This window comes from Amycolatopsis sp. NPDC004747, assembly GCF_053601335.1.
Genome location: NZ_JBSGBQ010000022.1, coordinates 87459 through 101000, shown reverse-complemented (window position 1 = coordinate 101000; position 13542 = coordinate 87459). Strand labels below are relative to the sequence as shown.

The 13542-nt window shown below is 70.8% G+C and carries 11 protein-coding genes; 6 read left to right on the top strand and 5 right to left on the bottom strand.

The genetic code is table 11. The features are described 5' to 3' along the window. The first annotated feature begins 14 nt into the window (after positions 1–14). Both ACWEGE_RS31265 and ACWEGE_RS31260 read left to right on the top strand, forming a co-directional pair. Positions 15–515 carry a SigE family RNA polymerase sigma factor gene (locus tag ACWEGE_RS31265; RefSeq protein ID WP_449664034.1) on the top strand — a complete coding sequence of 167 codons (501 nt, stop codon included), beginning with the start codon at positions 15–17 and terminating at the stop codon, positions 513–515. Then, positions 515–1555, top strand: a complete 1041-nt coding sequence (locus tag ACWEGE_RS31260; protein ID WP_449664033.1) for a hypothetical protein — start codon at positions 515–517, stop codon at positions 1553–1555. Before ACWEGE_RS31265 ends, ACWEGE_RS31260 begins: the two co-directional genes overlap by 1 nt. Positions 1556–1625: 70 nt before the next feature. Here the strand turns inward: ACWEGE_RS31260 and ACWEGE_RS31255 are convergent, their stop codons facing one another. Next, the gene (locus ACWEGE_RS31255; protein ID WP_449664032.1) at positions 1626–2369 is read right to left on the bottom strand and encodes a class I SAM-dependent methyltransferase; all 744 of its coding nucleotides are present in this window, start codon (positions 2367–2369) and stop codon (positions 1626–1628) included. Positions 2370–2520: 151 nt separating this feature from the next. Here ACWEGE_RS31255 and ACWEGE_RS31250 point away from each other — a divergent pair, with 151 nt between their 5' ends. Continuing rightward, positions 2521–3144 (top strand): nucleoside deaminase, encoded by a 624-nt coding sequence (locus tag ACWEGE_RS31250; protein WP_449664031.1) that lies wholly within the window; start codon positions 2521–2523, stop codon positions 3142–3144. Positions 3145–3160: 16 nt separating this feature from the next. Here ACWEGE_RS31250 and ACWEGE_RS31245 read toward each other — a convergent pair whose 3' ends face one another. The 4 genes from ACWEGE_RS31245 to ACWEGE_RS31230 all read right to left on the bottom strand — a co-directional run bounded on the left by ACWEGE_RS31245 (position 3161) and on the right by ACWEGE_RS31230 (position 10282). Beyond that, entirely contained in the window at positions 3161–4363 is a 1203-nt protein-coding gene (locus ACWEGE_RS31245) for a cytochrome P450 (protein WP_449664030.1), read from the bottom strand. 96 nt (positions 4364–4459) lie between these two features. Continuing rightward, positions 4460–7753, bottom strand: a complete 3294-nt coding sequence (locus ACWEGE_RS31240; protein ID WP_449664029.1) for a hypothetical protein — start codon at positions 7751–7753, stop codon at positions 4460–4462. Positions 7754–8258: 505 nt separating this feature from the next. Then, the gene (locus ACWEGE_RS31235) at positions 8259–9296 is read right to left on the bottom strand and encodes a pentapeptide repeat-containing protein (RefSeq protein WP_449664028.1); all 1038 of its coding nucleotides are present in this window, start codon (positions 9294–9296) and stop codon (positions 8259–8261) included. 269 nt (positions 9297–9565) lie between these two features. After that, positions 9566–10282 (bottom strand): NUDIX domain-containing protein, encoded by a 717-nt coding sequence (locus ACWEGE_RS31230; protein ID WP_449664027.1) that lies wholly within the window; start codon positions 10280–10282, stop codon positions 9566–9568. Between the two features lie 87 nt (positions 10283–10369). Between ACWEGE_RS31230 and ACWEGE_RS31225 the strand changes: the two genes are divergently transcribed. Genes ACWEGE_RS31225 through ACWEGE_RS31215 form a run of 3 tightly spaced genes read left to right on the top strand, consistent with a single transcriptional unit; the run spans position 10370 to position 13520 of the window. Continuing rightward, complete coding sequence (locus ACWEGE_RS31225; protein WP_449664026.1) at positions 10370–12034, top strand: hypothetical protein; 1665 nt, start codon at positions 10370–10372, stop codon at positions 12032–12034. Then, positions 12031–12849, top strand: a complete 819-nt coding sequence (locus tag ACWEGE_RS31220; protein WP_449664025.1) for a 5'-methylthioadenosine/S-adenosylhomocysteine nucleosidase family protein — start codon at positions 12031–12033, stop codon at positions 12847–12849. The genes ACWEGE_RS31225 and ACWEGE_RS31220 overlap by 4 nt, the downstream gene beginning before the upstream one ends. After that, on the top strand, positions 12846–13520 hold the full coding sequence (locus tag ACWEGE_RS31215; RefSeq protein WP_449664024.1) for a hypothetical protein: 675 nt from the start codon (positions 12846–12848) through the stop codon (positions 13518–13520). The genes ACWEGE_RS31220 and ACWEGE_RS31215 overlap by 4 nt, the downstream gene beginning before the upstream one ends. Positions 13521–13542: the final 22 nt, after the last annotated feature.

Sequence of the window (13542 nt, the reverse complement as noted above, 5' to 3'; positions counted from 1 at the left end):
CCGTCTTCATGGTGATGGCTGACTACGAGGACTTCGTCCGGGCGCACCTGCCGCGGTTGCTGCGCTACGCGACGATGCTGACCGGGGAGCGGGAACAGGCCGCGGATCTGGTGCAGGACGTGCTGGTCAAGGTGTACCGACGGTGGTCGCGGGTCAGCGATGCCGACCACCCCGACCGGTACGTCCTGCGGATGGTGACCAACGACCACCTGTCCTGGCGGCGCAGCCGATCGGCGCGGCTGATCGCCGTGGGCGACGCTCCGGACGAGGCGCGGCCGGACGACTTCGCGGCGGAGCACGCGGTGCGCGAGGACATGTGGCAGCGCCTGGCGCGGTTGCCGCGGCGGCAGCGCGCGGTCGTGGTGCTCCGGTACTACGAGCAGCTCGCCGACGCCGACATCGCCGACCTGCTCGGCTGCGCCCAGGCCACCGTGCGGGCCCACGCCCGCAAAGCACTGACGACCCTGCGACACGGCCTGAACATCGACCGGATGGCCCAGGTGAAGGAGAGCTGATGGACATCGAGAAGCTGATCAAGGACACCTTCACCGCGCACGAGCCCGACGCCCCCGACAGCGAGCAGGTGCTGGCGGCCACCCGCCGGCGTCTCGACCGCAAGCGCGCTGTGGTGAGCCGCCCGCTCGCGGTCGGCGCCGGGGTGGTCCTGCTGGTATTGGCCGCCGGCGCCGTCGTCGCGCTGGACCGGCCCACGCACGAGCCCCAGGTCGCCACCGGCGCCGGCCCCGTCGCTGTCGCGGCACCGGCCAAGGCGGCCATCGCGGAGCTGCCCATGCCCTTCTCGCTCGGCTGGCTGCCGCCGGGCAAGGCCGACTACCTCGCACGGCGGATCAACACGGGCGGCAGCGCGGCCGAGCCGGACAAGCCGGTGTACGGCGGGGAGTACCTGCTGACCGTCACCTCCGGGCGTCAGGTGCTGATGGTGGACGTGCAGGAAATGCGGATGGTGCCGGCCGAGCAGGCCATGTTCAAGTCCGGCCCGGGCCGGCCCGTCACCCTCGGCGGGCGGGCCGGGGTGGAGAGCTCGAACTCCGGTGGCCCGGGCGGGTACGAGGTGTACCTGACCCACCCCGAGGGTGGCTCGCTGTACGTCAACGTGTCCGCGCGGCCGGGCAGCACGGCGTCGGCGCAGGAACTGACCGACGCGGGCCGCCGCGTCGCGGAGAACGTCACCTTCCCGGGCACGACCACCGTCACCCCGGCGTACGGCCTCGGCACGCTGCCCGCCGGCCTGCGGATGTGCACGTTCGGCGTCGAGAAGGGCGGCCCGGGCGGTCCGAGCGAGTTGCGCACGAGCTACTCGGTGGGCACGTGCAGCACCTGGCCGGCGGTCCAGGTGCGCAGCGACGAGGCGGGCCAGGTGGGTGGCACCGCGGGGGAACCGGTCCAAGGGCACGAAACCCGTTACCTGGACGAGAAGGGTTACCGCACGCTCTGGATCCTCAAGGCCGTCCATGGAGAGCCGATCGCCGTCGCGGGTTCCGGCGCGCGGGCGGAGCTCTACGCCATCGCCGACCACCTCGTCCTGCCCCGCTGAGGTTCCGTGGGTCCTTTTCGGACTCGGCCGAGGAGGACCCACCCGGAACGTCCGCGGCTTGGCGGTGCGCTCATTGCGTCCGGGGGTCGCGCGGGTGCGGCAAGACGGGATCCGCCTGCACCGCACCGGAAACCGCGCACACCGCCGGGTCGAGGGAGTCGGTGAACGAGGCGCCGGGAAACGCCGTCGCGTAGTGGTGGTGGAACTCCGCGCGGATGAGCGTCGGGGCTTGGGCGGCCAGGTTGCGCCAATTCGGGTGGCGGCGCAACCGGTAGCTGGCCAGTGCGTCGGTCACCGACCGGCGGGTGAGTCCCGCCCGGACCGCGCCCGTCATCGTGCGCGAGAAGCGGTACACGCGGTAGGTCAGGGCGTTCGACGCCCAGCCGGGGGTGTGCCGGACGCAGTCGATCACCACGACGTGGCCGCCGGGCCGGAGCAGCCGGCGGACGTGGCCGAGGTAGCCGGCCGGGTCCGGGCCGAGGTGGTGCAGGGTGTTGACGCTGAAGACGAGGTCGAATGTCCCCTCCGCCTCGGGGGTGACCTCCCACAGGTCGCCGACGCGGTAACGGATGTGCGGCCGCGGATGCCGTTCGCGGGCGAGGTCGACCATGCGGGCCGCGGCGTCGACGGCCAGCACGTTCTCGTAGCGGTCGGCGAGCAGCTCGAGGAACCGCCCGGAGCCGCAACCCAGGTCCACGGCCCGTTCGCCGTGGGCGGGCAGCACCTGTTCCAGCCACCGCCGGTACCGGGCGTGGCTGAGTTCGGCGAACTTGTCGTACAGCTCGGCGATCGGGTCGAAGGTGGCTTCGGTCAAGTGACACCTCGGGGTCGGGTCGGCAACGAAGATGATCTTCGCCACCGGCGGCCGGCGCGGCCAGCGCAGACCCCCGGAACTACTCGGCGGGGTGAATCCGGGCTCGGCCGGTGAGTGCCACCCGGCGCCGCGGACGTGACATGATGCCGCGGTGGACTCGATCGCCGCGTGGCACGGCGCCGGTTCGGGGGTCACCCGGAGCCTGGAGCTCGCTCACCGGTCTCTGCTCGCCGGTGGCCTGCCGGTCGGCGCCGTGGTGCTGGGCGCCGATGGTTCGGTCGTGGCGGAAGGCCGTAACCGGGCGTACGACCCGCCCGGTGGCGACGACCCGTTGCAGGGCAGCCCGATCGCCCATGCGGAGATGAACGCGTTGGCCCGCGTCGCCACCGGTGCGGAGCTGTCCACGGCCGTCTTGTGGAGCTCCCACCGCCCGTGCGGGATGTGCGCGGCAGCGTGCGAATTCACCGGCGTGGGGCAGGTTCGGTTCGTGGCGCCGGATCCTTCCGACGATCAGGCCGGTCCCGATCCGAGCGGCGTGGACGGCCGGTGGCTGATCGTCGCGAACCTGCTCTTCCTCGCCGGAATCCGCGCGTACTCCGGTGCCGAGGCACCGATGCTCCGGCGAGCCCGCGACCGTGAGCCGGAGACCACCGGCCTGCTCGACGCGGTTGCGCCACAACAGTGGCGGGCCGCGACCCTGCTGGACGCGCTGGGCCCCATCTGGCCGGGCGTCGTCGACGCAGCGCACGAGCGTCGGCGCCGCGTCGGCGGTTGACGTGCCGCCCGGGGTTTCACCACGTGATCAGGAGCCGCCGCAGTCCCCGGGTCAGGCTCTCGGGCTGCCACGCGAGCTCGTCGTCGCGTTCGGCCACCCGTAGGCCGGGCATCCTGGTCACCAGAGCGTGCAACGCGACCTGCAGTTCCATCCTGGCCAGCGGCGCGCCGAGGCAGAAGTGCGCACCCCGGCCGAACGACAGGTGGTGGGCCGCCTCGGGGCGGTGCACGTCGAACCGGTCCGGGTCGGGGAAGACGGCCGGGTCCCGGTTGGCCGCGTTGACGACCGGGAACACCGTGGTGCCCGCTTCGACCGTCCGGCCGGAGAATTCCACGTCCTGACGGGCCATTCGCGGCTGCCCGGCGTGTCCCAGTGCCACGACCCGCAGCAGTTCCTCGACCGCGTTCGGCACCAGCTCCGGCGCCGCCACCAGCCGCTCCCACTGGTCCGGGTGGCGGGACAGCAGCAGCACGGACTTGGCCAGCTGGGCCATGGTGGTCTCCTGGCCGGCGCCGATCAGCAGCATCACGGTGATCAGCAGTTCGGCTTCGCTGAGCCGATCGCCGTCTTCGTCGTGCACCTGGGTCAGCCGGGAGAGCAGGTCGTCGCTGGGGTCGTGCCGCTTGCGCTCGATCAACCCGAGCAGGTGCGACGCGGCGACGGCGCCGGTTGCCGCGACCGCCTCTTCATCGAACGTGGTGGTGATGGACATGGCTCCGGTGAAGGCGAGCAGGGGGCCGCGTTCGTCGTGGGCGATGCCGAGCAGTTCGCAGATCACGATGCCGGGCAGCGGTTCGGCCAGCGCGCCGACCAGGTCCGCCGGCGGTCCGGCGGCCAGCATCCGGTCCATCAGGCCGGCCGCGACCGCCTCCACCCGCGGCCGCAGGAGCTCCACCTTGCCGGTGGTGAACGCCTTGGCCACCAGGCGGCGCAGTCTCGTGTGGTCGGGCGGGTCCATGTTCGGCATCATGTCCGGCGCCTGCAGGCCGGGGACGATGGTGGGTGCGTCCGGTGTCGCCAGCGCGGCCCGGCTCATCCGCGGATCGGCCATCGCGCGCTGGACGTCGTCGTAGCGGGTGACCAGCCGCACCTCGTGCCCGGCGGCCAACCGGACCAACGGCACCGGGTCGGCGTGCAGCATGCGGATCGTTTCGGCAGCCGGGTCGGTCGAGGGCGGTTCGTCGAACGGGAACAGTGGTGGCTGACCGTGCGCTGTCATCGCGCTCTCCCCGTAGCCGTGCCGAAGCGACGATGGCCTGCTGTGTCCGTCGACAGTGTGATCCGGTTCCGTTCGGGCTGTAAAGGGCCCGGCTCCTCACTCGGGAGCGAGGACGATACGCGACGCGCGTTCGCGGACATCGGCGTCGGGGTGGCCGCGCAGCGCCGACACCAGCTCACGCCACGGACGTGGCCATCCGGCGTGGGAACCGGCCGCGCTCGCGATGCTCGCCGCCAGCGACGCCTCCGCGGAACCGGCGGTGAGGGCACGAGCGGTGTCCAGCAGCTCGGGCCGGCCCGGGTCGTGCTCGGCCAGCCAGGCCGCCAACCGGTCCGCTGCCTGCCAAGCCAGCGCGGGACGATCGGCGAGGGCCGCGATCCGGCGGACGCCCGGCAGCAGCTCGCCACGGTGGGGCAGGGCGGCGATGGCGAGCACCAGCGCGTCCGTGCGGTACTCCGCCCAGCGCGCCAATTCCGTCGACAGCCTCTCCGCCGCTTCACGCATGGCCTCGTCGGCGGGCTCCAGGCGGCCCGCGAAACGACCGGCGAAGCGGCGCAGTCGTTGCCTCGCCGGCTGGTCCCGGCCGTCGGCGGCGACGTCGTCCATGCCGGCGAGGGTCGTGACCACCGCGTGCAACGGCTCCGGATCACCGGTGACCGCGCACGCCGTGAGCACCACTTCGACCGCGGTCTGCCAGGTCGCGGTGCCGGACAGGTCGGCGATCACGGCGACCAGCGCAAGGAGTCCTTCGCGGTCCCAGGCGCTCCACGCGGGCCAGGCGGTCAAGCCGATCTGCGCGGTGTCCGGGTCGGTGCTGCTCGCCACGGTCCGCACCAGCGCGCCGTAGCGCGCCCGGTACCGCTCGGCGATGGTCAGCGGGTGCGCCTCGGTGACCGCCGTGGCCACAGCGTCCACAGTGGACGCTTCGGTGAGCCATCGCCACGCACGGTCGTCGTCGAGCAGCTGGCGTGCGGCCGACACGATGGCGCGGCGGAGATCGCGGTGCAGCTCCGGGGACGCCCACAGGGTGGCCAGTTCGGCGGCCGCGCCGGGCACGCGGTGCTCGGCGAGCAACCGGATCGCTTCCTTGCGCGAGGTGAGCTTCTTCCCGGCCAGCACGGGCCGGAGCGCAGCACCCAGTTCGGCAGGCGGGATGGCCCGGGCGGCCTGGCGAGCCGCGTAGACGGCGACCCGGGCGCGGTCGGTGTCGACGTAGCCGAGCAACGTGCCCAGAGCGGCGCCGGGCCGGTCGGTCCGGGCCAGGCCGGCCAGCGCGGCCTCGACCACGGCGACCTCGTCGTCGTGGCGGAACGGTTCCACGTCGTCGAGGACGGCGCCGGGCAGGTTCGCCAGGCGGTGCACGGCCGACACCCGCTCCCAGACCGGCTTGCGGGGAGCGGTGGCGAGGTCGGCCAGCAACTCGGCGTACCGGGCGACCTGGCGGGGCAGCCAGTGCCGCAGCGACCCGCCGAACGTCGGGACCAGCCGGACGCTCCGGGTGGCGAACCGGCCGTGCGGTGGCCGGTCCAGCACGAGGTCGAGCAGGTCGGTCCGGCGCTCGCTGATCGCGTCCGCCACCGCGGCCACCGTGATGGTGGACGGATCGCGGCGGAGCACCGTTTCGACGCGTTCGTCCCGGGTCGCGGGTGGGGCCAGCCACAGCTCGATGGCCCGCCGCACCGTGCTGTCGTCGGCCGCGCCGGTCGCTTCGCCCACGAGGGCCTGGAGATCGGGCATCGTCCACGCGCGCCGGCACAGGCCCGAGGCCAGGGACAGGACCAGGCCGTAGCGGCCGGCGCGGGCGTCGGCGGTGATGCGCGGCCGCAGCGCGGACCACACGGCGTGCTCGGCGCCGCGGGGCAGGGCCCGGTCGAGCCGGTGCAGGGTGACGGTGTGCGCGTGGCCACCGGACAGCGCGAGGATCTGCAGCCCGCTTTCGACCAGGCCGGGTTCGGCCGTGAGCGTGCCCTGCCGGACCAGGGTGACGGCCAGCGTGCCGACCGCCTGGCGGGTGCCCCAGGACGCGTCCCGCGCCTGGACGGCGTCCGTGGCCAGCTTGACCACCGCGGCCGGATCGGCTGAGCACAGCAGCCACCCCGGGAGCGCGGCGGTGGTGGTGAGTGCGGCGCACCGGACCGGATCCTGCTCGTTGGGCAGCCGGGTCAGCGACGTCAGCACCCGGGCGAGGACGCCGGGGTCCCGGGTCGCGGCTGCCGCGCCGATCAGCAGCGGGTAGCCGCGGGCTCGCTCCAGAGCCGTCGGCCGGGCGGTCGCGGTGCGCAGGACGGGCTCGGCTTCCGGCCACGGCAACCGGGCGGTCGCCGCCAACCGCAGGTCGGGGTGGTCGGCCACGGGACGGGAGGCGAGCAGCCGCCGGGCGTGCTCGTGCCGGGCCCGCCACGGCAGGACGTCGAGCAGCGCGATCGGCAGCCCGGCCTGGTGCAGGTCCCGGTCACCCAGCGCGCCACCGAGGACGGTCGCGCGCCGGGCAGGCGGCAGCGCCCGCAGCAACGCCGTCAACCTGGGCGCGTAGCCGAAGGAAGTGTGCACGAGCGAGGTCAGGGACTCGTTCGAAGCTCGCCGCAGGGCGCGTTCGGTGCTTCGGCCCGGCCGGAAGGTGATACGGCGCAGGGGATCGGCGAGGATCGCCACGACCCGGTCCGGATCGGCCGCGATCGCCGTGGCCAGCCACCGGTCCGAGCCTGCCGGGAGCCCGGCGAGCGGCCCCGAGCGCGCGAGCAGGTCGACGACCGGCCCGGAGTCGTGCTCGAGCAGGTGCCGCAGGGCGGGACCGAACTGTGCCCACACGGCCTTGCGGCCCCCGTCGCCGGTTTCGGCCAGGCGGCGGCGCAGGTGTGCGAGCACGACGGCAGGGTGCCGCCGGGCCAGCGCGGCGAGGTTGGGCACGGCGAAGTCCAGGTCCGGCAGCAAGGCCGCCACGGTGCCGGCTTCGCAGGCCGGTAGCACAGCGGCGGCCTCGTGGTCGCCGAAGCGGGCGCGCACGGAGGGCAGGAGCGCTTCGGCCCACTCGGTGGCGCCGGTGGCGCGCACGGTGCGGTAGAGGGTGTGCCGCCAGGCGAGGGGAGCGACCGGCAGCGCCGCGGTGAGGACGTCGAAGTACAGGCGGCGGCGGGCGCAGTGGTCCATCGCGAGCCCGGCGATCCGGGAGTCGGCCGAGACGAGGGTGCGGCGCAGGTGCGTGTCGTCGCCGGCGATGACGGCCATCATCGCGGCCCAGGCACGCGGAGGCCCGGGGACGGCGTCCAGTTCCGCGAGCAGGACGGCCAGCTCCGGCGAGCCGGCGAGCGCGCGGGCGGTATCGGCGAGGACCCGCCGCCGTGCCGGCGCGGCCAGTGGGTCGACCCGGCGGAGAAGGGCGTGCATGTCCATTCCGGCGATTGTTCCCGATCACCAGGCCGGCACCAACGCAATTCCGCTTGACCGGAGGGGGGTTCGCCCCGCCGCAGCGGTATTCGGGGAACCGTGCGGTGACGGGTTGCCGCGCTCCTTCGCACGGGTTACGGCTCGGCCACCCGCGCTGGAGGCCGGTCTGCCGGCGGGTCGGCGAGTCCGGCGCGGCCGGGTGAGGCGCGGTACGCGGGAATCTTGCCGATCGCGGCGAGTTGTTCGGCGAAGCCGGCGCGGGCGTGGGGGTAGGTGGCGAAGATGGCGGTGCCGACCTCGGCGGGCCGTCGGCCGAGGTCGGCGAGCAGGGTGAGCGGGTCCCAGCCACCGGCGTTCTGGTTGGTCCAGAAGCTGCGGAGACCACGACCGACGGCATCAGCCGCGGCGGCTGAGACCTCGGCGGGGGAGGACGGGGGATGAATGCGGTGCCGATGTGCATGCCTTCGTCGCAGCCGTCGGGGCGGGCGTGAACCAGATCCAGGCGGACTGCTCAGCGATCACTTTCGTCATCGTCGGCGCGGGCGAGGTCGTGGAGCTGCGGGCTCTGCGGTGTGTCGCGACTCTCGCGGAGGGGTTGTCCTTCGCCCGGGCTACCGGGCTCGCGCTCATCACACGTCCGCTTCCAGCCACTGGGCCAGTGGTAGAGGTTGCTGTCCTTGTCGGGGTTGAAATGCACGGCCTCACATCCGGGTGGTGCGCCGGTGAACGTTGCGCCCCTGAAGTCGGCCTCGTCGCGGAAGTATACTTCGATGAAGTTCGCGGCTTTGAAAGTCGCCGAATTGAAATAAGCGCCCCTTTCGAAGCGATTATGCGTGAACCAGCCGCATCCGGCAACGCTGACGTAGGTGAAGTTTGCTGATTTTTTGAAATGCGCTCGCGAGAACTCTGCATTGATTCCGAAATGCGCCTGGCTGAAGTCGGCCTCGGCGTTGAACGTCGTCCATCTGAACCAGCTCACCTTTTCGAACCTGGCGCGCTGGAAGGAGGTCATCCATCCGTCGAAGGTTGCGGACACGAATCGTGCTTCATCGCTGAATCTCGCTCCGAGGAACCAGGTGTCGCCCATGAAGCTGGCGTCTTCGAAGTCTGCGCTGTCGAACTCGCAGAGAGAGAAATTGGCATCTATGAGCTTGGCTCCCTTCAGGTCGACATTCATGTTGGGCCAGAACAACGGGTCTGACGCCTCGCCGTCCGCGTTTCGTTCGGGACGAAGGTGATCGGCGAGAACCTTCTGTGCCGTGCGGCGGACCTCCGCCTCGCCGCGATCGCTCTCTTCGAACGGAAGCCGGAGGTAGTCGCAGATCATGTCGACCATTGTTTGCCTGCGGGCGGGATAGTCTTGACCGAGCTCGCCAAGGGTGCGGATTCCGCCCATTCGCGTACGTGCCTGGGCTGACGCCAGATGATCAACCGCCTTTTGCTTCTGGTCCACGAAAGAACTGCGCGGAGAGCTGAAGTTGACGTTCCCGTTGATTATCTCCGCCTGTATGGCATTGTGAACGTTGTTGCTGTCGATTTCGTTTGGCACCGCTACATTATGACATACTTTCGATTCTTCTCGGTGTTGTCCACGCGCGGACCGCGTTCGGCATCGAGCCGTCGGAGGTTCGCCGGCGCCGCGGCTGTACTCGTGTCGGCCCAGGCGCCGGTTCCCGCTGGATGCAACGCCGGGTGCTGCCGTAACAGCCCCGATTATCGGAACGACTCCGAACGTGCCGTAGCGACATCTCCACGAGGGGAGCCGACATGAGCGCCGGCAGGAGTTGTCGGGTTGCCCGGTCGACCGGCTCAGGCTCGCTACCGCGTTTTGCTTGCGGAACGCATCAACGGGGGAAAGAGCAACCGAGCCGGCCCCCGTCGATAGAGCGCGGCCGGCCGGCCGACTTCCGAAGCCCTGCGCTCACCTGTGGGAATGAGGAACTGCTCTGCGCCGGTGACTTTTCGACGAAAGTTGCTCGGGTCGAGGGAAAATCCCCACACCACCTCATACACCTGCCGGAGGTCGCTGATGGTGAAAGGCTCCACGCAGAAAGCCGCGGCGACGGTCGTGTATTCCAGCTGAGAACGTGCCCATTCGAGCGCTTCGTGCAGGATTGCGGCGTGGTCGAAGGCGAGCTCGCCGAAATCGACCGAATCCACTGGCACCCAGTTCGCCGCCCGGGCGTCGGTGCCTGCCACCGGGGTGGACAGGTTCGGCACCAGTGCCAGGTAGGCCACCGTGATCACCCTGCCGCGCGGGTCGCGGCCGGGGTCACCGTAGGTCTTCAGCTGTTCCAAGTGGAGTCGCCGGCCGTCGAGCCCGGTCTCCTCGCTCAGCTCTCGCAGTGCCGTGCCGTTCAGCGTCTCCCCTTCACGAACGTACCCGCCGGGCAGGGCCGGTCTGCCGAGGAACGGCTCCTTGCCCCTCTCGACCAGCAAGACCTGGAGCCGGTCGGTCCTGATGGTGAAGATCACCAGGTCGACCGTCACGGCCACGCCGGTGGCGTGGGGCTTTCGGGCAGCTTCACTGATCACGACCCCACCATACCCCCTAATGGTCGGGTTGACCTTAACGACAGGGGCACTTATGGTCAGAGTGACCCATAATGCGGAGGTGGCACCATGGGCAGGACTTCGACAGCACCCGGCAGCCGACCGGAGACGGCCACCCGGCGTCTGTGCGCCGGCGTCTACCTCAACCGCCGCTTCCGTGACCTGGTCATCCGCCGGGTGCACAACGACTGCCGGCATCGCGTGCCGCCGTCCTACGGGTTCGATCTCGTTCCGGTCCTGGAGCACGCCCGGCGGGCGTGGGTGCTCGGCACCGTGCACCAGATCGGCACCCTCACGGTGTTCGCCGCCGGCCTTCTCACCGACATCACTGCGACTGCGCTGGCCGGGTGTGCCATCGCGGCGATGCCGCTGGTGGTGGACGTACCGCGCACGTTCCTGAAAGCGGTGCAGCTCAAGGGGCTTTCGCTGGGGCGGAAGTGGTTGGGCAGAAAGGTGCCGGACGAAGAGGAACAAGAACTGAAGGAACAAACCCGCCGGTTCCTCCTCGAGCTCGCCGGCTGCTCGGCCCTCGCCGCCGGAGTGGTGTTCATCGCGCGCTCCGCCCACGCCTCCCTTGCGGCTTCCCTCCCGCAAGGCGGCATCCTGCTGTCGGTGGCGGCAGTGCTCACGGCCGCCGCGGGCGCGGTCCGGCAACTCGCCGTGAACCGCTTGCACCTCGCCGCGAACCTTCGCCCCGCGCGCCTGTCCGAGCGGGCGAAAGTGGTTGACGCACAACAGACGAGCACGTTGGTGGTGTACAGCCACGAATATTCGACCTTCGGCACTCCGAGTCCGTTCGTGGGCAGTGGAGCAGTGCACAGGTGGCCGCAGTGGTCCATCCAGCTGGTTCGCGACGAAGCGAGGAAGGCCGAGTTCATCACGAGCGACGAACCCCGTTTCGACGCCGCGGAGCTGATGCGGTTCCTCCGGAAGAAGGCCACCGAGCTGAGCAGACCGCACGAAGGGCCGGGGCTGCCGGGCCTGCGCGTGCGCGATCGGCTGTTCATCCCACAGGACAGGGTGCTGTCGGCCCGGCACCTGGTGGCCGTCGAACCGACACCCGACGAGATGGACGACATCACCAACGATCCGGACCGGCGTCTGCAGCACTACCTGGAAGTCAGTGTCAGCAAGACCGGTGAAGTGGTGACCACCCTGTTCGTGGGCTTGACATTGCGAGCACGCACGTTGAACGTCGACATGGCGCTCGGCATGCTCACAAGCCTGCCGTACGAGTTCCTCTCCGTCGACGCCCACCGGGAGCACGGCGCGGGTGCGGTGGTCCGCTCGGCGCTCCGCGCACTGGCCGACCTTCCTCGCGAGGCCGGCGACACGTGGCGCCTGACCACCGCCCCGTGGGTGGTCGCCCGGGCGCTCTACGCACGGCAGGAGCGTGCGGCGAAGCCACGACGGCGCAGGGGTGTCGGCCCGCGCTTCAGCCTGCGCCAGGAGGTCGAACGGGTCGACCGGCGCCGGCACGTCGAGTTCGACCGCCAGGAGATCGAGGAGAACAAGAACGTCATCCTCAACACCTTGCTCGACTCGATCGTCGACTTCCTCAAGGAGAAGGGAATGGACGTCTCCGCGGTTGAGCGGCAGGTCACCACCATCATCAACGCCAACGTCTTCAGCACCGGAGACCTCAAGATCGACAATTCGGCGATCGGCCCGAACGCCCAGGTGAACCAGCCGACTCCGGACAACCCGGCGAGCAAACCAGGAGCAGACCAATGAGCACGAACATCAACGTTCACGGCCCGTGGTTCAACGACGCCGCCGAATTGAAATACGTGGCCATCGGCCCGCACTCGTCGGTCAACACGGCACCCGCTCCGGTCGAGACTCCGCAGACCGGTTGCGAAGTCGGGGTGATCACCATGACCGTGGACGAGACCCGTGCTGTCCGCCGGGTGCTCGAACTGTCACCGCTCGACGACGACTTCCACACCGGTGACCGGTTCGCCCGCGTCGCGGCCGTGCGAACCCAAGGCCAAGGCCAAGGTGCCGCGATGGACGCGGCGCGCAAGCTCGTCGAGCGCTTCGCGCCGAAGGTGCTGGTGCTGTCCGGAATCGCCGGCGGCATCGATCCGTGCCTGTGCCTCGGCGACGTCGTGGTCGCCACCGAGGTCGTGGGATACGACCTGCACAAGGAGACACCGGCGGGCACGCAACGCCGCGGCCGGTGCCGGGAGGCCCCGGAGACCATCCGACGGGCCGTCGGCGAGTTCTTCTCCGCGCGAGGTGAGCCTGCCGTGTTCCCCGGTTTCAAGGCGCGGTCCGGCCTGATCGGCTCCGGGAACGGCGTCATCGCCCATGGGGACGCGGAGGTGCTGAGGTACCTGCGGGCATTCAGCGACAAGATCCTGGCGGTGGACATGGAGTCCGATGGGCTGGCGCAGTTCTGCCGCGGGAGTGGTGCCCTGCCCTGGGTGGTGGTCCGGGGAATTTCGGACTTCGCCGACGAGCGGAAGAACGACGACGCCCAGCCGTCGGCGGCGGACAATGCCGCCGGCGTGGTCCGCGAACTGATCCCCTACCTGGTTCGGTGAGCGACGTGGCCGACTTCGTCGTTGGGGTGATCAGCTCGCTGGCCGCGACCTTGCTCACCGTCGCCGGTGGATGGGTGTTCTCCAAACGGCTCCGGCGGGTGCTGACCGCGGTGTTCTCACGGCTCGCGGGCCTACGGGTCCAGCAGGTGTACGAGCGCCAGGAACTCGCCAGTCCGGATCTGGCCCGCGATCTGGTCAACGCCCAGTGGATCCGCGTTCTGACGGGCCGCGGGAACGAGCTGACCCGTGACACCTTCACGCCCGTGTGGACGGGGGGAACGCGGCGGCCACCGCAGTTCGTCGAGGTCCTGTTGCCCGATCCGCGGCCCGGGCCGGGCTCATGGCTCGCCAGGCGCGAGGAGGACCTGCGCCGCGCGGACCCGACCTTCTCGGCCGGGTTCCTGGCCGAACAGGTCCGCACGAACACGAACTTCGTGACCGCGGCGGCCCGGCACCACGGCAACGTGTCGTTGCGCCTGTACAACCTCCCGAACACGCACCGGGTGGTCATCACCAACGAGATGGCGTACCTGACGCTGTACGGCGGATCGGTGCACGGCCGTCACTCGCCGTGCATCGCCGCCCGGCGTCCCGGCTTGCTCTACGACCTTGCGCTGTCGCTGTTCAGCACGGCATGGGAGCAGAGCTCGCCGGAGAGACTCTCCTCGTAGGCGTGCCCGCGACACCGGCGAG